This is a genomic window from Ruegeria sp. I1 (assembly GCF_056532675.1).
The window spans coordinates 149,994-166,130 of sequence record NZ_JBQFNM010000007.1 but is presented as its reverse complement, the minus strand read 5'-3'; the positions used below and the strand labels follow the sequence as shown (position 1 = coordinate 166,130).

The window sequence follows — 16,137 nt, the reverse complement described above, 5'->3', positions numbered from 1 at the left end:
GATATCCTCCGTCGGAAACTTGTCTTTACAACAGGTGGGCCGCTATGGCTTGGACCCACCTGCGCGTAAGGATCAGGTTCCGCAGATTATACGGCGAACATCAGCAGCAGCGAGACCAGGAATGCGAAGATCCCCAGGGCTTCTGCGAACGCGATACCGATGAAGAGGGTTGCGGTCTGCGAAGCAGCCGCCGAAGGGTTGCGCAGGGCGCCGGCCAGGAAGTTGCCTGCTACGTTGCCCACCCCGATTGCGGCTGCGCCGGAACCGATTGCTGCCAGGCCTGCGCCGATGTGTGCGAGATCGCCTTCCATGATGTATCTCCTTACGAATTGGAAGTTTCGATGTTGGGTTATCGTTCCTGTGCTCAGGGTTACCCCTGATCAGTGATGCGGATGCAAAGCGTCCTTCAGGTAAACACAGGTCAGAATGGTGAAGACGTAGGCCTGGATGAAGGACACTAGGACCTCAAGGCCATACATTGCGGTGATCGCCAGAACGGACACGGGCGAGATCACGGCAATCGCGGCAAAGCCTGCAAATACTTTGATCACCGCGTGGCCTGCCATGACGTTACCGGCAAGACGAATAGAGTGGCTAACCGGGCGCACGAAGTACGAGATCAGCTCGATGATCGCCAGGATCGGGCGCAGCGCCAGAGGAGCGCTTGAGACCCAGAACAGGCTCAAGAAGCCCGCTCCGTTCTTGACGAAACCCAAAACGGTCACGGTCAGGAACACGGCCAACGCCAGCGGGATGGTCACCGCAAAATGCGAAGTCGTGGTAAATGACATTGGGATCATGCCCAGGAAGTTTGCGCATACAATGAACATGAACAGGGTCATGACATAGGGGAAGTATTTGACGCCTTCCTTGCCGCAGATGTCTTCCAGCATCTTGTAGATGAAGCCATAGGCCAGTTCGGCGACCGACTGCATCCGTGTCGGAACAATCGCGCGCTTCGAAGTCGGAACGATCAGCAACAGGACAATCGCGACGATCGCAAGGAACAGCCACAGCGTCACGTTAGTGATCGTGAACATGCCAACCGCACCGTCGCCGAACAACGGCTTAACGATGAACTGGTCCATCGGGTGGAAAACCAGGCTGCTGCCTTCTGCTGCGGTGGTCTCAGTTGCCACGTTCAGTCCCTCTCGTCCTTCTCGGCCGCCTCAGCCGCCGCTTGTTTCTCTTGAACCTCTTTCGCGCTGCGGAGCATAACCTTCACGCCCGCGACAAGGCCCAACAATGTGAACAGCACCAGAAAGATCGGGATTGTCCCGAGCAGGCTGTCCAGCCCGTATCCGATGCCAAATCCGATCCCCAGACCGGATACCATTTCGATGACCATCCTCCAGGCAAGCTCGCCCCCGGACACGTCAGTATCTGCACGGGGCTTGGGCGCTTTGGCCTTTTTAGCCGCGTCGATCTTGGCCTCCAGCTGCGCCATACGCTGCTTTTGGTCATCATCGGTCAAGGGCGTTTTCCTCGCACAGTCTTGAGGCTAGGTGCTAAGGGGCACGGGGCACAGAGTCAACGGTGTTGAAAGCCCGAATTGCCGCATATTAACCTATTGTTTTATATATGATTTTCACACCTTACTTCGTAAGCAAATCGACGCGGATGCCCACTGCCACCGGAAATCAAAGCAAAATCCGATATTCAACCAATCGGTTGACCAAACCCAGGCAGTATGGTTCAGCGGGCTATGTCTAATGATCTGGATACCGTGTTCGCGGCGCTTGCTGATCCGACCCGGCGCGCCATCCTGGCGATGCTGCTTGAGGACGATATGGCCGTGACGGATGTGGCCGAGCCGTTCGAGATGTCACTGGCGGCCATCTCGAAACACCTGGTCATTCTGACCAAAGCCGGGTTGATCTCTCAGGAAAAACGCGGACGCGTCAAATGGTGCAAGCTGGAGCCAGACGCGTTACGCGCTGCCTCGGTCTGGATGCAGGGATTCGGGCAGTTCGAGCCGGTCAACCTAGATGCGTTCGAACGGTTTTTAGAAGCGGAACTGCCCACGTCGCAGGATGGTCCTACCTGACCACAAAGACCGACACCTTGGCGTGTTTCGCCAGATACCCCGCATGACTTGAGAAGATATAGTCCGTGATGCGCGGCGCATGGGTTCCAACGACGATCAGATCCGCACCCAGTTCCTCTGCCGCACGGGCCAGATCGCCATCCACCTCTGCTGCGACATCGACGGAATGGATGTTTCGGGTTTCGACCTGCACGCCAGCATTCGCCGTCAGATCCTTGGAAAGCGCAGCCAGCCCCTCAGCAACTGCATCTTGGGAAACAGGCGCGTCTCCAGGCTGCGTGCCCGTGACGCTGACAAGGGTCACCCTTGCGTTCTGCCATTTGGCGATGTCACCGGCCACGGCAATCGCCTTATGGACCTCGGGCGGCAAATGAAGGTCTACTGGGATCATGATATGTTGAAACATGGTGTCCTCCTCTCCTTACGGAAAAGCATAGACACCGGGTCCTTTCGGTACCTTGATCTGCCTCAACAGAGGTTTTGGCGCAAATTTAGCCCTGTATCACGCTGGTAATGACACCCGTTTGATCAGCGGAACATAACCACGGGTCGCTTTGACCTTCGGCTAGAACAGTTGTGACAGACCCCGTCGGGTTCGTTTGTGTTTCCTGCGCTTTGACGGCGTCGATACGCACACCACTTTCGGCTGAAACCAATGCCTCGCAACTGGCTTGCATGGTTGTCTCGTCGCCGGAGCCTTGCAAACCGCTTTGGCCGCAAGCGGCCAATAGCAACACGACTGAGCTCGATAGAGTGAGTTTCATTGACCTACCCGACATTTTTTATCTTCACCGATTGCATGGTGCCAGACGCAGACGCGAACACAAGCCTCAATCCGCAGTGTATAAATCAGCGCTTGCGCTGGGATTTTCTTCCTTCAACAGCAAGAGTAAGGCCAAGACGGCCAGCGCGATACCGATGATGATCAATCCGGTTGGGACGCCGTTGCCCAGGGCGATCTCCCACAGAATGACCCAGCTGGGCACCAGATAGGTATAGGCCATAACCTTTGCCGAAGGCAGCCTGAGCGCCGCGAACTGTACCAGCACAAAGCTGACCGCTGTGGCGAAGAAGGAGACATAAAATAGACCGATCCAGAAAATGGTCGGCAAGCGCGACCAATCGGTTCTAACCAAATCTGACCAACCAAATGCCACCAATAAGACGCACCCCGCGACCAAAGTGCCAAAGGCAAACACGACCGCAGGTTCACCACGGTTCAGCTTGCGGACCATCGGCGTGTAAATCGCATGGGCGACACAGCCAACAAAATAGATGACTTCACCTTGGCCAATCTGAAAGGCGCGAAAAAGCTGCCAATCGGCGCGAAAGATCACCCATAGCGCCCCGGTGGCCCCCACAGAAAGCGCAAGCGCCATCCTTGGGGTTGTGACCTGACGCAACAAGACCCATCCGGCAATGGCCGATAAGACAGGGGTGAGGGTAAACACAGCCGCTGCGCTGACCGGCGGGGCCGTCTGCAGGCCGTAGAACATCAGCACGAAATAGGTGGCAAACAAACCACCAAGAACCAAGTAGCGCCAGGGCGCTTGCAGCGCCGCACGCGACACACCGGTTGTAACGAAGGCGGCGATCCCGATCACAACCGCCGCAATTCCAAAGCGCACAGCATTCAGCGCAGCTGGCGCAATCTCATTCGCGATCATCGATCCCAGCGAAAAGCTGCCCGCCACCAGCGCCGAAAAGACCAGCATGGCCAGATGGCCACGGGTTTGCTCAGTCACAGATCCAATCCTTGGACTTCGCCTTCAGGAATTTCAGAAAAGCCTGGACCTTGGTGGTGCGGTGCAGATCGACATGGGTCACCAGCCACAGCTTTCCAGACCATTCCGGCAGGCTCTGCATCACTTCTTCCAGATCCGGGTATCTGGCCGCTTCCCAGCGCGCCATGAACCCGATCCCGGCCCCGGCCCGGACCGCCTCGGCCACGGTGAAGTTGTTCGAGCATCGGAATGTCAGCGCCTCGGCCGGGGCATTTGCTCGCAACCACTGCGAAAAAGGCGCGCGGCTGTTTTCGTCATCATTGCCGACAAAAGCGTGCTGCGGAAATTCTTCAATACTCTCCGGTTTGCCCCGGCGGGCGATGTAATCCTTGCTTGCATATAGCCCCACATCCTGCGTCACAAAAGGCTGGACCACGTTGTCCGGCTGATCCGGCGCTGACCCGGCACGGATGGCAACATGCGCCTCGCCATATTCCAACCGAAACAGGCGATCGCCGGTCAGATAGCGCACAATCAGGTCCGGGTGGGCTTGCTGGAACTCGCTCAGCGCAGGAGCCAATAAAGGTACCAGCGATGACAACGACGTCACCACCAACTCGCCCGAGACATCGTCACCACGGCCTTTCATCCGCCCCACCAGCTGATTGAACTGATCCTCGGTCGCCTGCGCCACCCTCAGCAGATCCTCGCCCGCTTCGGTCGGTGTGTACCCGCGGGCATGACGCTGGAACAGCTTCACCCCCAACCGAGCCTCGATCGCATCGATATGCCGAATGACGGTCGCATGATGTACACCCAATACATCGGCCGCACCGCTGACAGTACCCATGCGAGCCACCTGATAGGCCGTTCTCACTTCGTCCCAGTTATCCATAGCGTTTTCACTATTGTGCAATTTCCAACATTAGATGTTGGTATATTCGAGTTTTGTTCGAAAAAACAATATTCATATCATCGGTCATAAGATAACTCTCGACCAAAGGACATGAAAATGACCAAGACCATCCTGCACATTGACGCGTCGGCCCGCCGCAGCGGGTCTGCGACCCGAGACCTGTCTGACCGCATCGTCAAGCACTTGGGGGCAAGCCGGATTATCCGGCGTGATCTGGCATCGCCACTGCCGCTGTTAACTGAAGACTGGATCGCGGCCAACTTCACCCCCGCCGATCAGCGCGATGCGGTGCAACGGGATCAACTGGCCTTATCAGATCAACTGGTCGAAGAGCTTCAGCAAGCTGATACAATTGTCATTGGTTTGCCAATCTACAACTTCTCTGTTCCCGCAGCATTCAAGGCTTGGATCGACCTGGTGGCGCGGGCTGGCCTGACCTTTTCCTACAGTGAAAACGGTCCCAAAGGCCTGCTAGAGGGCAAGCGGGCTGTTCTGGCCATTGCTTCTGGTGGCACTGCCATTGGTTCCGAGGTCGATTTCGCAACTGGCTATGCGAAACATGTTTTGGGCTTTATTGGCATTCATGATGTCGATGTGGTTGCCGCCGACCAGCTGGCAATCGACCCGGACAGTTCAGTTGAGAATGCACATAAGGCAGTTTTGGAGCTGGCGGCTTAATCAGTCTGGCCAATCTGATCGGATATGTCCAATCTGCTGCTGATAGTGGCTGCGGGTTGGACATCGACCATGAAGAAGATAGGAATACTTGGCGGCGTTGGCTGGGCTTCGACCGTCGACTATTATCGGGCCATTGCGGAAGGCTCTGGCCGACACTTCGCGGCACGTGGCCACGGGTCGCCGCTGCCTGTGCCACCGATGACAATCGAGTCGGTGACGCAAGCCAAAACCCGCGCCCTGCGCGGTGCCGCTGGCGATGAAAGCAGTTGGCAAGATTTTGATGCGGTATTCCGTGACGCTTTGATGACGCTCCAGCGCGCTGGGTGTGACTTTGGCATCATTGCATCGAACACCCCCCATGCACGACTTCATGCAATCCGCCAGGGTGTGACGATGCCGATCCTGAGCATTTTCGACGCGACCGCAGAGGCGACGAAAGCCACCGGTTGCAAGACAGCACTGGTGCTGGGGACAAGCGTCACAATGCAGGCTCGAAACTACGCAGATCGTCTGGCCCAAGAAAGTATTTCGGCAAATGACACTCTGCCGGAGGCAGACATCGCCGAGATGCAAGCCATGATCGACCGTGATTTCTACGGCGGCGCGTCAAGTACGGCACGCGCGCGGTTGGTGGCCTTCTGCAATCAGCATGCAGAACCTGGCACCGCAGTGCTGTTGGCCTGCACCGAACTGCCCTTGGCCTTTCCCGATCATCTGGACGATCCCGTGTTTGAGGCAGACGGACATTTGTTCGTGAACCCCTCTGCTGCCCATGTAGCAGCCGCGCTTGCGCTGGCCCTGGAGGGGGCCTAGGGCAACCAGTTCACGTCACATCCTGTCTTTTCAAAAAACGCCATCAGGTCACTAAGAGAGATCGCAATGGTCCGGTCATTGACCAGTGGATGCATGTAAATGACATCCGCCTGCTGCGCGGCGCTGTCCATGAAAAACCGTACATCATTCTGAACGCCGTTGATCATCGCCAGGGGGCTTACGGCACCGGGGCGGATACCGAGGTTTTGCAACAGCCGATCCGCAGATCCAAAGGACAGGCTGCCAACCCCCAACTCGGCGCCCAGCGCTTTCAAATCGATCTCGCGGCTTTGCTCCAGCGTCACCAGATAGTTCCGCTTTTTCTTGTCGCGCAGATAAAGGTTCTTGAGGCGCAGCGCGTTTTCGCCAGGGATCATGAACTGATCTTCAACCGCCTTAGACTCCTCAACGGTGCGCAACGGGACATGAGTGTGTAGGCGGTAGGTCAACTCCCAAGCATCCAGCTGCGCCAACAGCGCATCCGAGCTGAGCGGCAAGGTATCTTGAAAAGCGGAAGATGCGTCCATGGAAAACCTCCTGTCTGGCACGCTCATCGCGCAGCGTGCGGGCAAATACAAGCCACGACAGCCCTTATAATCGATGCTAGCGTGCCGCCATGAAAGTCACGCTCAACACGCCGGACCAGTTGATCCTAAGCCACAAACCCTGGTTTTTCGGCATCCTGTTTTCTTTGAACACGCTGATTTTTACCGCATCTGGTCTTTTGCTGACCTGGGCTGGAGGCACCGCTTTATGGTACGGTCTGACACTAATCTTGGCAGGGGCCGCTTTTGGCATCTGGAGTTTTTATCTTTTGGTTCGGCGCGTTCAGGTCATATTTGATCGCGCCCAAAGCACCATCGTTATTCGCCAGAAATCGATCTTTGGATATGAAGCCATCGAACACACGCTGTCCGAGCTATCTCATGCCGAAGTGGAAAGCGCAGCGCAAACACCTTCTTGGGTGGCAAAACCGCGTTACAGACCCACTCTGGTTCTGGACAAGGGCATGAGCGCGGGACGTCATCCGATAATTCTGGCCTACTCACCGGGGTCAGAAGCGAAACGCATCGTCGATGTCATCAACGACTGGCTATCAGTAGATACGGTTGACTCTGACAGCCAACCGACCTAAATCGCCCCCAAACATCCGGAAGCGTATGACCTTCCGGTCCCTTGAGTCGTTCAGGGATCGCCCCCCACCAGCGAGTTTCGCCCGTGGGGGCGTTTGTGCATTTAACCGACGCATCCTATCTAGGACGCGCCACCAGATAACCGGCATAGGAGGCCGAAGGCATGTTTGAAAATCTATCCGAACGCCTTTCCGGCGTCTTTGATCGGCTGACCAAGCAAGGTGCGCTGTCCGAAGAGGACGTCAAGACCGCCCTGCGCGAGGTTCGCGTTGCCCTGCTTGAAGCCGACGTCTCGCTGCCGGTGGCGCGTGAATTCGTCAAGAAGGTGCAGGAACAGGCGACCGGTCAGGCGGTTACGAAATCGATCACCCCCGGCCAACAGGTCGTCAAGATCGTGCACGACGCGCTGGTTGATACCCTGCGTGGCGAAGAAGACCCCGGCGCGCTGAAGATCGACAACCCGCCTGCCCCGATCCTGATGGTCGGTCTGCAGGGCTCGGGTAAGACAACCACCACCGGTAAGCTCGCCAAACGCCTGAAAGAGAAAGAGGGCAAGAAGGTCCTGATGGCCTCGCTGGACGTTTATCGCCCGGCGGCAATGGATCAGCTGGCCGTTCTGGGGACTCAGGTCGGCGTCGATACGCTGCCGATCGTTCCGGGCCAGTCGCCCGTCGATATCGCCAAGCGCGCCAAACAGCAGGCGACGCTGGGCGGCTATGACGTCTACATGCTCGACACCGCGGGCCGTCTGCATATCGACGAAGTCCTGATGGAAGAGGTCGAGCAGGTCCGAAACGCGGTTGACCCGCGCGAGACCCTGTTGGTCGTCGACGGCCTGACCGGTCAGGTCGCTGTCGAAGTAGCCGAGGAATTCGACGCCAAGGTCGGCATCTCGGGCGTGGTTCTGACCCGGATGGACGGTGACGGGCGCGGCGGCGCGGCGCTGTCGATGCGCGCTGTCACCGGCAAGCCCATTCGCTTCGTCGGTCTGGGCGAGAAGATGGACGCGCTCGAAACCTTCGAGCCGGACCGGATCGCCGGTCGTATTCTGGGCATGGGCGACATCGTTGCCCTGGTCGAAAAAGCCCAGGAAACGATGGAGATGGAACAGACCGAGCGCATGATGAAGCGCATGGTCAAAGGTCAGTTCAACATGAATGACCTGAAAATGCAGCTGGAACAGATGATCCAGATGGGCGGCATGCAGGGCATGATAGGCATGATGCCGGGCATGGGCAAGATGGCCAAACAGGTCGAAGAGGCGGGCATGGATGACAAGGTGCTCAAGCGCCAGATCGCCATGATCCAGTCGATGACCAAACGCGAACGCGCCAATCCCCAACTGCTGCAAGCCAGCCGCAAGAAACGGATCGCCGCCGGGTCGGGGATGGAGGTTAGCGACCTCAACAAACTGCTCAAGATGCACCGGCAGATGTCGGACATGATGAAGAAAATGGGCAAGATGGGCAAAGGCAAGATGCTGAAACAGGCCATGAAAGGCATGTTTGGCAAAGGCGGCCCCTCACCCGAAGACATGGCCGCAGGCATGGACCCAAAAGCACTGGAACAGGCGGCCAAGGCGATGGGTGGCCGCGGCGGCCTGCCTGGACTGGGCGGCGGTATGGCCCTGCCACCGGGTCTCAGCGGTTTTGGGAAGAAAAAGTAACGTGACCCTTGCGCCCACCATATCTACCACGCGCCTGACACTGCGCCACCACCGGCTTGAGGATTTCGAGCCGATGGCGAAGCTGTTTGCGACCGATTGGGCGAAATACATGGATGGGCCGTACTCGGCGCAGGACCTGTGGTCGATGCTGGGCTCGGACGTGGCCAGTTGGCAGTTTCTTGGGTTTGGCGCGTGGGCGGTCGATCTGACAGAAACCGGTGAGTTCATTGGGCAGGTCGGGATCAACAAACCTCCGAAATTCCCGGAAACTGAAATCGGCTGGTGCATTTTCCCCGGATTTGAAGGCAAGGGCTATGCATTCGAAGCGGCCTGCGCCGCGCGTGACTGGGCGTTTGGGAATACCGAACTGACGTCTTTGGTCAGCTATATCGATGCGCCTAACACCCGTTCAATCGCGTTGGCCAAGCGGCTTGGGGCAAGTGAAGACTCAAACGCAGCGCGCCCGGACCCCGAGGATGTCGTCTATCGTCACCCTCACCCGGATGAGCGGCAAAGCGGATCGGAGGCCTACGCGTGACCTTCCGGTTCGAAGCTGCGCCAAATGCTCAGGGGGCTGAGCTGGCGGCTCGGGTGGCGGGTGCCATTCCAACGCTCGAAACCGAGCGTCTGGTTCTGCGCGCGCCGCAGTTGTCGGATTTCGACACCTACGCCCAGATCGTGGCCAGTCCGCGCGCGCGGTACCTAACTGTCATGTCGCGTGAAGACGCGTGGTATGATTTCGCTCAGATGGTCGCCATCTGGTCGCTGCGCGGCCATGGCCTTTGGTCGGTTGTTGCGAAGGCAGACGGTCAACTGCTGGGGTTTGTGGTTCTGGGGTTCGAACCGGAAGACCCAGAGCCAGAACTTGGTTTCATCTTCACCGAGGAAGGTGAAGGCCACGGCTATGCGTTTGAGGCTGCGAGCGCTGCGCGCGGCTTTGCGTTTGAGCAACTTGGTTGGGACACTTTGGCGAGTTTTATCGTCAAAGGGAATGAACGCTCTCAACGTCTGGCAGAGCGGCTCGGCGCCTTTGTTGAACGCGAAATCGTTGAAGAGGACGGTGTGACTTTGGTGTATCGCCACCTCTCCGCCGATGGCGATGGTGGCATGGAGGCCTACGCATGACCTCGCTCACCATTCCCACCGTTGAAACCGAGCGCTTGATCCTGCGCGCGCCGCATCTGGATGATCTTCCCGCGATGACCGCGTTCTTCGCGACCCAGCGCAGCCATATGGTCGGCGGCCCCAAGGATGCGCTTGAAAGCTGGGGCTCTCTGGCCAACCGTCTGGGGCACTGGGCGCTGAAAGGCTTTGGCCTGTGGCACCTGACCGAAAAGGCCAGCGGCGCATTCGTGGGCTGGACCGGTATGATCGACGCCCCCGGCTGGGCCGAGCCCGAGCTGGGTTGGACGCTGATGGCTGAAGCCGAAGGCAAAGGGCTGGGCTTCGAGGCTGCGGAAGCAGCGCGCGACTATGCGGCGCGGCATCAGGGCCTGAATGGTGTGATCTCTTACATCGCCCACGCAAACGACCGCTCGCGCGCTTTGGCTGAACGGCTTGGCGCCACGCTAGAGATTGAAGACGCCGAACTTCTGGGCAAGCGCGCCCAGATCTGGCGGCACCCGCAGATTGACTTGACCACCGAAAGGACCGGCCAATGACCAACCCCGTGACACAGGCTGCCACGCTGTTGAAAGAGCATCGCGAAAGCATCGACCGGCTGGACGCGATCCTTGTCTATACGCTGGGCGAGCGGTTCAAGCACACGCAGGCCGTTGGCAAGCTCAAGGCCGCACACGACCTTCCCCCGTCCGATCCCTCGCGCGAAGCAGCGCAGATCGCACGGCTCGAAGACCTGGCGAAAGAGGCCGATCTAGACCCCGATTTCGCCAAGGCTTTCCTGAATTTCATCATTCAGGAAGTCATCCGACACCACAAGAAACATCAGAACTAAACCGGGCAAATCCCGGATACGCCATTCAAAGGAGATACCATCATGGCAATGAAAATTCGTCTCGCCCGCGGCGGCTCGAAAAAACGTCCCTTCTACCGCATCGTGGCTGCTGACAGCCGCATGCCCCGTGACGGCCGTTTCATCGAGAAACTGGGCACCTACAACCCGCTGCTGCCGAAAGACAGCGAAGAGCGCGTGAAAATGAACATGGAGCGCATTCAGTACTGGCTGGATCAGGGCGCACAGCCGACCGACCGTATCGCGCGTATGTTGGAAGCAGCTGGCGCACGCGACAAGGCCGAGCGCAACAACCCCAACAAGGGGACCCCGGGCAAGAAAGCCCAGGAACGTGCTGAAGAAAAAGCAGCCAAAGCTGCCGAGGCGACTGAAGCGGCTGAAGCTCCGGTTGAAGAAGAAGCTGCAGCGGCTGAAGAATAAGCAGGCGGGCGCGTGCGGGATCAGGCCTTCACCGACGATTTTCGCACGCAGTTCGATCTGTTGATGCGGCTCCGGCGCGATGTGCGCCGGTTCCGCACCGACGCGATAGACGAGGCAGTGCTGACGCGCTGCCTCGACGCGTTTCGGCTGGCCCCTTCGGTGGGGCTAAGCGAGCCCTGGCGCGTCATCCGCGTCGAAAGCCAAGCCGCACGCGATGCCGCGTTGAAGAATTTCCAAGCCGCAAACGCCAAGGCACTTGAGGGCTATTCGGGCGAAAAAGCGCAGCTTTACAGCCAATTGAAACTGTCAGGCATGCAAGAGGCCCCGGTACAACTGGCGGTATTCTGCGATGACAACACCGATAAGGGCCTCGGGCTGGGGGCTGAGTCCATGCCCGAAATGCGACGCTATTCTGTCGTCTCAGCGGTTACCCTGTTTTGGCTGACCCTGCGCAGCTATGGGCTTGGGTTAGGCTGGGTTTCCATTTTGGATCCCGACCGGCTGAGCCGGGACCTTAACGCGCCAGACTCATGGCGTCTGATTGGGTATTTCTGCATCGGCTGGCCGGAAGAGACGTCCGACACGCCAGAACTGGAACGAGCGGGTTGGGAATGCCGGGATGATACTCTTGCCATTGAGGTACGATAGCTGATGTTTGGATTGTTACGCCTTCCCATCCTGCTGGTGATCGCCTTTATTGTCGGTGTGTTCTTTGAACGCAGCAATCAACGCGAGGCCTGCGAGGGTCTGGGAGAGTGGAAAAGCGGCATATGCGTAACTTCGGGTGGTGCAAATGAGTGATCTGATCTGTGTCGGCACCATAGCGGGCTCTTACGGGGTGCGCGGCGAAGTGCGGCTAAAAAGCTATTGCGCTGAACCATCGGATATCGAGAGCTATTCTCCACTGACCGACGAAGCTGGCAAAGAACGCTATCCTTTGGTTCTGACCCGCACAATCAAGAACGGGTTCGCCGCACGATTGGGCGGAGTGGAAACTAAGGAAGAGGCAGACGATTTGAAGGGCCTGCGCCTGTTTGCGCGCCGCGATCAATTGCCATCTTTGCCCGATGACGAGTTTTACCACGCCGACCTGATCGGGCTTGAGGTTTTTGACACCGGCGGCACCCTGCTGGGACAGGTGAAATCCGTTCAGAACCATGGTGCAGCCGACCTATTGGAACTGCATGGGCCAGGGCTGAAATCAACTGTCCTGCTGCCCTTCACGCTTGAGGCGGTGCCGACAGTCGATTTGGACAAGGGCCGCATCGTTGCAGACCCGCCCGAAGGGCTGATCTGATGCGGCGCGTTTTGCTGCATCTTGGGCTGCACAAAACCGGCACCACTGCGGCGCAATCCTTTCTCTATGAAAATCGCGAGCTGATTTGGCCGCATTATTCACTGGTCTTGCCCTACAAAACGCGGAAATCGGGTCTGGCAAACGCAGCGACGCGCCATTCGGTCTATCGGCTGGACGACACGCTGGCCACATTCGGCAGCAAGATGAACATGTTTTTGGGGCAGATCGATTTCGGAACGCGCCGGGGTCTGATCCTCAGCGAGGAGAACTTTGGCGGCCTGCGGCCAAGCAGAAATCGCGCCGAAGGCTACGCCGCCATGCCCGAGCTTGCATCGACATTGGTGGGCACCATTCGCCGCCAACTGATCAGGGACGGGGTCGACATCACCATCTATCTGTCGCTGCGCGAACGCTCTGAATGGCTGCGCAGCCTTTGGGCTCATGATCTGCAGCGCCGACGCCTGGTTGAGGATTTCGATGCATTTTGCGCGGCGCTGGATCACCTTCCAGATTTGCCGACTGTCGCCGACAGAATCCAGGAAAGACTTCCCGAAGTGCATGTGCAGACAAGATGGCTGGAGCATTTGCAAGAAACCCGCTTTGGCCCCGGCACCCCCTTCGCAGAGTTTTTGGGGCTGCCGCAAGACAAAGCATCCAAGCTTGTACCGCCGTCAAAGTCCAACACCAGTCTGCCGCAGGATGCACTGACCGAATTGCTGGCACTCAATCGCTCCTCGTTGGAGGACACAGCGCTGGTTGCGCGTAAGAAAGCTCTTATCAAAAGCGCCCGGCGCGCGTTGGCGGATCAGACATGACCGATAAACCAAGCAAATCCCACGGACGCAAAGCCATCCGCCCCACCTTGAAACCACGTGAGTTGATGACGCCCACACCGGATTTGCATGGGGTGTGGAAGGCCAAGATCATAACCTTGTTCCCGGCCGCATTTCCCGGTCTCTTGGGTGAAAGCCTAACAGGCAAAGCACTACAGGACGGCTTATGGCAGCTGGAAACTGTGGACTTGCGACAGTTCGGTATCGGCAAGCATCGAAACGTGGATGACACACCCGCAGGTGGGGGCGCGGGTATGGTCCTGCGTGCAGATGTGTTGGGCGACGCCATCGAGCACTCGATGGCGGGTGTTCAAGGCAACTGGCCGCTGATTTACCTTAGCCCGCGTGGCCGTCGGATGGATCAGAAGATGATGCAAAATCTGGCGCGTTGCGATGGCATGACCCTACTATGCGGTCGGTTCGAAGGTGTCGATGAACGCGTGCTTGAACATTATGGTGTGCAAGAGGTCTCGCTCGGCGATTTCGTGATGACCGGGGGAGAGATTGCGGCACAGGCCTTGATCGACGCTACGGTTCGATTGATCCCCGGTGTACTGGGCAATCAGGCGTCGACCGAAGAAGAGAGCTTTTCCTCGGGTCTTCTGGAGCACCCGCAATACACCCGCCCCGCCGAATGGAAGGGTCATCCAATACCAGAGGTTCTGATGTCCGGCCACCACGGCCGCATCGCCGAATGGCGACATAAGATGGCTGAACAGATCACCCGCGAACGCCGTCCGGATATCTGGGAAGAGTACAGCGGATCCTCGGATGAGGGATTCGACTAGCCTTTCGATGTTCACCTCAGGGTTGGCCCTCCGATGCTGCTCAGAGTGCCCCTCTCTTCCAATAGGTCCAGGTCTCCGGTGTACCGTGAAAGACGTTGATATCCACTTTACCCTGGACCCCCGGAACCAATCCGGTGCCGGTATACTGCCAGAACCGCCAAACCGCCCGCGGATAAACCTTGCTCGGGTGCCCTGCGACCGACCTTAGCCAGAAATCAGTCTTGGGCAGGCGTCCGATCTGAGTGTCTTCGTAAAAATCCACGGTGGTATAGACGATGGGCCTGCGGCCATAGTGGCGTTCAAGGATGTCCAGAAAGCGCTGCGCCTCGGCCCGGACAGTGCGGCCATCGGGGCGTAAGGTGCAAGTTCTTGAATGTGGCGTCCATTCCAAATCCAGCACGTGCGGCAGGTCTGCACCTTTGGGCACATTCTGGATAAACCAACGCGCCTGTTCCCGCGCAGATCGGCAGAAATAATAGTAGTGATAGGCCCCCCACGGCACATCTGCTGCCTGCGCGCCCCGGCTATGATCCTGAAACAGCGGATCTGCTACGTCACCGCCTTCGGTCGCCTTAAGGAAGGCAAAGCTGATCCCTGAGGCTTTGGCCTGGCGCCAATCAATCGGCCCCTGCCAGCGGGACACATCCAACCCATGCACAGGATAAAGCCCGGGATGCCGCCCCTCCCAATCATGCGGGTCGGCGTCACCGAAGTCCGGATAGATCACCGAAGGGGCCGTTCGATCCACGCCTGGAACCTGCTCGACAACCTGTGGCGGCGGCCCCTGTCGCCCGCATGAGATCACGGTAAGGCCCACAAGTGCCAGCAAAACGGAAAACCGCATGACATTGTCCTGTTTCTGAAATATCTGCTCGTTGAATTGGCCCCAGAATGCCTGAACCACCCGCCAAGGCAACGGCGCAGTTTCAAAGCGGCGAATTCTTACCGGCGACGCCTGCAATTTAGGCTTGATCCCTGCCCTCAAACCCCCTAAAGCAGCGCAATCCGGTGCCGCGAGACGCGACTCCGGTGTTTTGGTTTGTTGTCTGACGTAACGCCCGGCTTTCTTCAGCCAAGGCGCGACAGGAACGGACCAGGCAAAAGGAACATTCGATCTGACCTCTGGCGGGCTGTTCGCAGGACCCGGTGAAGACCAAGAGCTCTCAGCCCGTGCCCAAACTTCGTGGACCAACCACGAGCAGATAGGAGTAAATGCGATGGACCTGATCGCACAGCTAGAGGCGGAACAGATTGCCGCCCTGGGGAAAGACATCCCCGATTTCAAAGCCGGTGACACCATCCGTGTCGGCTATAAGGTGACCGAAGGGTCGCGCACCCGTGTGCAGAACTACGAAGGCGTCTGCATCGCGCGCAAGGGCGGCGAAGGGATCGCCGGTTCGTTCACCGTTCGCAAAATCTCGTTTGGCGAAGGCGTGGAGCGTGTGTTCCCCCTGCATTCGACCAACATTGACAGCATCACCGTTGTCCGCCGCGGCCGCGTCCGTCGCGCCAAACTGTACTACCTGCGCACCCGTCGCGGTAAATCCGCACGTATCGCAGAAGTCACCAACTACAAGCCCAAAGCTGGCGCCGAAGCGTAAGGAACGGAAAGATGAAAAAAGACATCCATCCCGATTATCACGTCATCGACGTCAAAATGACCGATGGCACCGTTGTTCAGATGAAATCCACCTGGGGCAGCGAAGGCGACCAGCTGGCTCTGGAAATCGACCCCTCCGTACACCCGGCATGGACCGGTGGCTCGTCGCGCCTGTTGGACGCTGGCGGCCGCGTGTCGAAATTCAAAAAGAAATACGAAGGTCTGGGCTTCTAAGTCTGATCCGGTTCGA

At 58.1% G+C, this 16,137-nt stretch carries 26 protein-coding genes; 17 read left to right on the top strand and 9 right to left on the bottom strand.

Translation table 11 applies throughout. The features are described 5' to 3' along the window. Positions 1 to 86: 86 nt before the first annotated feature. The 3 genes from ACR0DH_RS14550 to ACR0DH_RS14540 form a co-directional block, all read right to left on the bottom strand. A complete protein-coding gene (locus ACR0DH_RS14550; protein ID WP_005981269.1) occupies positions 87 to 311 on the bottom strand; it encodes a F0F1 ATP synthase subunit C in 225 nt (74 codons plus the stop codon). A gap of 69 nt (positions 312 to 380) precedes the next feature. Then, positions 381 to 1,139, bottom strand: coding sequence for a F0F1 ATP synthase subunit A (locus ACR0DH_RS14545; protein ID WP_480550003.1), 759 nt, complete (start codon positions 1,137 to 1,139; stop codon positions 381 to 383). Positions 1,140 to 1,141: 2 nt separating this feature from the next. Further along, complete coding sequence (locus tag ACR0DH_RS14540) at positions 1,142 to 1,474, bottom strand: AtpZ/AtpI family protein (RefSeq protein ID WP_480550005.1); 333 nt, start codon at positions 1,472 to 1,474, stop codon at positions 1,142 to 1,144. Positions 1,475 to 1,705: 231 nt separating this feature from the next. Between ACR0DH_RS14540 and ACR0DH_RS14535 the strand changes: the two genes are divergently transcribed. Further along, positions 1,706 to 2,047 carry an ArsR/SmtB family transcription factor gene (locus ACR0DH_RS14535; RefSeq protein WP_480544959.1) on the top strand — a complete coding sequence of 114 codons (342 nt, stop codon included), beginning with the start codon at positions 1,706 to 1,708 and terminating at the stop codon, positions 2,045 to 2,047. Here ACR0DH_RS14535 and ACR0DH_RS14530 read toward each other — a convergent pair. The 4 genes from ACR0DH_RS14530 to ACR0DH_RS14515 form a co-directional block, all read right to left on the bottom strand. Then, positions 2,040 to 2,453, bottom strand: coding sequence for a universal stress protein (locus tag ACR0DH_RS14530; protein ID WP_480550007.1), 414 nt, complete (start codon positions 2,451 to 2,453; stop codon positions 2,040 to 2,042). The genes ACR0DH_RS14535 and ACR0DH_RS14530 overlap by 8 nt on opposite strands. 85 nt (positions 2,454 to 2,538) lie before the next feature. Further along, positions 2,539 to 2,811 (bottom strand): hypothetical protein, encoded by a 273-nt coding sequence (locus ACR0DH_RS14525; RefSeq protein ID WP_480550009.1) that lies wholly within the window; start codon positions 2,809 to 2,811, stop codon positions 2,539 to 2,541. 66 nt (positions 2,812 to 2,877) lie between these two features. After that, positions 2,878 to 3,792, bottom strand: coding sequence for a DMT family transporter (locus ACR0DH_RS14520; protein WP_480550011.1), 915 nt, complete (start codon positions 3,790 to 3,792; stop codon positions 2,878 to 2,880). Next, entirely contained in the window at positions 3,785 to 4,666 is an 882-nt protein-coding gene (locus ACR0DH_RS14515) for a LysR family transcriptional regulator (RefSeq protein ID WP_353013302.1), read from the bottom strand. Before ACR0DH_RS14515 ends, ACR0DH_RS14520 begins: the two co-directional genes overlap by 8 nt. A 117-nt stretch (positions 4,667 to 4,783) precedes the next feature. On the opposite strand from ACR0DH_RS14515, the gene ACR0DH_RS14510 reads away from it, so the two are divergent. Together ACR0DH_RS14510 and ACR0DH_RS14505 are read left to right on the top strand one after the other, a co-directional pair. After that, a complete protein-coding gene (locus ACR0DH_RS14510; RefSeq protein WP_480550013.1) occupies positions 4,784 to 5,365 on the top strand; it encodes an FMN-dependent NADH-azoreductase in 582 nt (193 codons plus the stop codon). A 69-nt stretch (positions 5,366 to 5,434) separates the two neighbouring features. Further along, positions 5,435 to 6,178 carry an aspartate/glutamate racemase family protein gene (locus ACR0DH_RS14505; RefSeq protein ID WP_480550255.1) on the top strand — a complete coding sequence of 248 codons (744 nt, stop codon included), beginning with the start codon at positions 5,435 to 5,437 and terminating at the stop codon, positions 6,176 to 6,178. Here the strand turns inward: ACR0DH_RS14505 and ACR0DH_RS14500 are convergent. Continuing rightward, complete coding sequence (locus ACR0DH_RS14500) at positions 6,175 to 6,705, bottom strand: prolyl-tRNA synthetase associated domain-containing protein (RefSeq protein ID WP_480550015.1); 531 nt, start codon at positions 6,703 to 6,705, stop codon at positions 6,175 to 6,177. The two genes, ACR0DH_RS14505 and ACR0DH_RS14500, sit on opposite strands and share 4 nt — an antisense overlap. Positions 6,706 to 6,794: 89 nt before the next feature. Between ACR0DH_RS14500 and ACR0DH_RS14495 the strand changes: the two genes are divergently transcribed. The 12 genes from ACR0DH_RS14495 to trmD all read left to right on the top strand — a co-directional run bounded on the left by ACR0DH_RS14495 (position 6,795) and on the right by trmD (position 14,287). Next, positions 6,795 to 7,313: a hypothetical protein gene (locus tag ACR0DH_RS14495; protein ID WP_480550017.1), complete on the top strand. Its 519-nt coding sequence runs from the start codon at positions 6,795 to 6,797 to the stop codon at positions 7,311 to 7,313. A 161-nt stretch (positions 7,314 to 7,474) separates the two neighbouring features. Further along, complete coding sequence (gene ffh / locus ACR0DH_RS14490; RefSeq protein ID WP_480550019.1) at positions 7,475 to 8,977, top strand: signal recognition particle protein; 1,503 nt, start codon at positions 7,475 to 7,477, stop codon at positions 8,975 to 8,977. A 1-nt stretch (position 8,978) separates the two neighbouring features. Further along, positions 8,979 to 9,515 (top strand): GNAT family N-acetyltransferase, encoded by a 537-nt coding sequence (locus ACR0DH_RS14485; RefSeq protein ID WP_480550021.1) that lies wholly within the window; start codon positions 8,979 to 8,981, stop codon positions 9,513 to 9,515. Then, positions 9,512 to 10,102 carry a GNAT family N-acetyltransferase gene (locus ACR0DH_RS14480; RefSeq protein ID WP_480550023.1) on the top strand — a complete coding sequence of 197 codons (591 nt, stop codon included), beginning with the start codon at positions 9,512 to 9,514 and terminating at the stop codon, positions 10,100 to 10,102. Before ACR0DH_RS14485 ends, ACR0DH_RS14480 begins: the two co-directional genes overlap by 4 nt. Then, positions 10,099 to 10,638: a GNAT family N-acetyltransferase gene (locus tag ACR0DH_RS14475; RefSeq protein WP_480550025.1), complete on the top strand. Its 540-nt coding sequence runs from the start codon at positions 10,099 to 10,101 to the stop codon at positions 10,636 to 10,638. The genes ACR0DH_RS14480 and ACR0DH_RS14475 overlap by 4 nt, the downstream gene beginning before the upstream one ends. Beyond that, positions 10,635 to 10,931, top strand: coding sequence for a chorismate mutase (locus ACR0DH_RS14470; RefSeq protein WP_074737903.1), 297 nt, complete (start codon positions 10,635 to 10,637; stop codon positions 10,929 to 10,931). Before ACR0DH_RS14475 ends, ACR0DH_RS14470 begins: the two co-directional genes overlap by 4 nt. 42 nt (positions 10,932 to 10,973) lie before the next feature. Next, entirely contained in the window at positions 10,974 to 11,369 is a 396-nt protein-coding gene (gene rpsP, locus ACR0DH_RS14465; protein ID WP_480550027.1) for a 30S ribosomal protein S16, read from the top strand. A 12-nt stretch (positions 11,370 to 11,381) separates the two neighbouring features. Beyond that, positions 11,382 to 12,017 carry a 5,6-dimethylbenzimidazole synthase gene (bluB, locus tag ACR0DH_RS14460; RefSeq protein WP_480550029.1) on the top strand — a complete coding sequence of 212 codons (636 nt, stop codon included), beginning with the start codon at positions 11,382 to 11,384 and terminating at the stop codon, positions 12,015 to 12,017. Between the two features lie 3 nt (positions 12,018 to 12,020). Further along, complete coding sequence (locus tag ACR0DH_RS14455) at positions 12,021 to 12,170, top strand: hypothetical protein (RefSeq protein WP_170531444.1); 150 nt, start codon at positions 12,021 to 12,023, stop codon at positions 12,168 to 12,170. Further along, positions 12,163 to 12,666, top strand: coding sequence for a ribosome maturation factor RimM (gene rimM / locus ACR0DH_RS14450; RefSeq protein ID WP_480544941.1), 504 nt, complete (start codon positions 12,163 to 12,165; stop codon positions 12,664 to 12,666). Before ACR0DH_RS14455 ends, rimM begins: the two co-directional genes overlap by 8 nt. Then, positions 12,666 to 13,481 (top strand): hypothetical protein, encoded by an 816-nt coding sequence (locus tag ACR0DH_RS14445; protein WP_480550032.1) that lies wholly within the window; start codon positions 12,666 to 12,668, stop codon positions 13,479 to 13,481. Before rimM ends, ACR0DH_RS14445 begins: the two co-directional genes overlap by 1 nt. Beyond that, positions 13,478 to 14,287, top strand: a complete 810-nt coding sequence (trmD, locus tag ACR0DH_RS14440; RefSeq protein ID WP_480550033.1) for a tRNA (guanosine(37)-N1)-methyltransferase TrmD — start codon at positions 13,478 to 13,480, stop codon at positions 14,285 to 14,287. Before ACR0DH_RS14445 ends, trmD begins: the two co-directional genes overlap by 4 nt. A gap of 40 nt (positions 14,288 to 14,327) precedes the next feature. Here trmD and ACR0DH_RS14435 read toward each other — a convergent pair whose 3' ends face one another. Next, complete coding sequence (locus tag ACR0DH_RS14435) at positions 14,328 to 15,131, bottom strand: glycoside hydrolase family 25 protein (protein WP_480550035.1); 804 nt, start codon at positions 15,129 to 15,131, stop codon at positions 14,328 to 14,330. A gap of 373 nt (positions 15,132 to 15,504) precedes the next feature. Here ACR0DH_RS14435 and rplS point away from each other — a divergent pair, with 373 nt between their 5' ends. Continuing rightward, positions 15,505 to 15,888 (top strand): 50S ribosomal protein L19, encoded by a 384-nt coding sequence (gene rplS / locus ACR0DH_RS14430; protein ID WP_170531453.1) that lies wholly within the window; start codon positions 15,505 to 15,507, stop codon positions 15,886 to 15,888. 11 nt (positions 15,889 to 15,899) lie between these two features. After that, complete coding sequence (gene rpmE / locus ACR0DH_RS14425) at positions 15,900 to 16,121, top strand: 50S ribosomal protein L31 (RefSeq protein WP_267366773.1); 222 nt, start codon at positions 15,900 to 15,902, stop codon at positions 16,119 to 16,121. Positions 16,122 to 16,137 lie beyond the last annotated feature (16 nt).

Coding starts and splice junctions, on each gene's coding strand:
- ACR0DH_RS14550 (WP_005981269.1), bottom strand. CDS start 311: ATGGAAGGCGATCTCGCACACATCGGCGCAGGCCTGGCAGCAATCGGT.
- ACR0DH_RS14535 (WP_480544959.1), top strand. CDS start 1,706: ATGTCTAATGATCTGGATACCGTGTTCGCGGCGCTTGCTGATCCGACC.
- ACR0DH_RS14530 (WP_480550007.1), bottom strand. CDS start 2,453: ATGTTTCAACATATCATGATCCCAGTAGACCTTCATTTGCCGCCCGAG.
- ACR0DH_RS14525 (WP_480550009.1), bottom strand. CDS start 2,811: ATGAAACTCACTCTATCGAGCTCAGTCGTGTTGCTATTGGCCGCTTGC.
- ACR0DH_RS14515 (WP_353013302.1), bottom strand. CDS start 4,666: ATGGATAACTGGGACGAAGTGAGAACGGCCTATCAGGTGGCTCGCATG.
- ACR0DH_RS14510 (WP_480550013.1), top strand. CDS start 4,784: ATGACCAAGACCATCCTGCACATTGACGCGTCGGCCCGCCGCAGCGGG.
- ACR0DH_RS14505 (WP_480550255.1), top strand. CDS start 5,435: ATGAAGAAGATAGGAATACTTGGCGGCGTTGGCTGGGCTTCGACCGTC.
- ACR0DH_RS14500 (WP_480550015.1), bottom strand. CDS start 6,705: ATGGACGCATCTTCCGCTTTTCAAGATACCTTGCCGCTCAGCTCGGAT.
- ACR0DH_RS14495 (WP_480550017.1), top strand. CDS start 6,795: ATGAAAGTCACGCTCAACACGCCGGACCAGTTGATCCTAAGCCACAAA.
- ffh (WP_480550019.1), top strand. CDS start 7,475: ATGTTTGAAAATCTATCCGAACGCCTTTCCGGCGTCTTTGATCGGCTG.
- ACR0DH_RS14475 (WP_480550025.1), top strand. CDS start 10,099: ATGACCTCGCTCACCATTCCCACCGTTGAAACCGAGCGCTTGATCCTG.
- ACR0DH_RS14470 (WP_074737903.1), top strand. CDS start 10,635: ATGACCAACCCCGTGACACAGGCTGCCACGCTGTTGAAAGAGCATCGC.
- rpsP (WP_480550027.1), top strand. CDS start 10,974: ATGGCAATGAAAATTCGTCTCGCCCGCGGCGGCTCGAAAAAACGTCCC.
- ACR0DH_RS14455 (WP_170531444.1), top strand. CDS start 12,021: ATGTTTGGATTGTTACGCCTTCCCATCCTGCTGGTGATCGCCTTTATT.
- rimM (WP_480544941.1), top strand. CDS start 12,163: ATGAGTGATCTGATCTGTGTCGGCACCATAGCGGGCTCTTACGGGGTG.
- ACR0DH_RS14445 (WP_480550032.1), top strand. CDS start 12,666: ATGCGGCGCGTTTTGCTGCATCTTGGGCTGCACAAAACCGGCACCACT.
- trmD (WP_480550033.1), top strand. CDS start 13,478: ATGACCGATAAACCAAGCAAATCCCACGGACGCAAAGCCATCCGCCCC.
- ACR0DH_RS14435 (WP_480550035.1), bottom strand. CDS start 15,131: ATGCGGTTTTCCGTTTTGCTGGCACTTGTGGGCCTTACCGTGATCTCA.
- rplS (WP_170531453.1), top strand. CDS start 15,505: ATGGACCTGATCGCACAGCTAGAGGCGGAACAGATTGCCGCCCTGGGG.
- rpmE (WP_267366773.1), top strand. CDS start 15,900: ATGAAAAAAGACATCCATCCCGATTATCACGTCATCGACGTCAAAATG.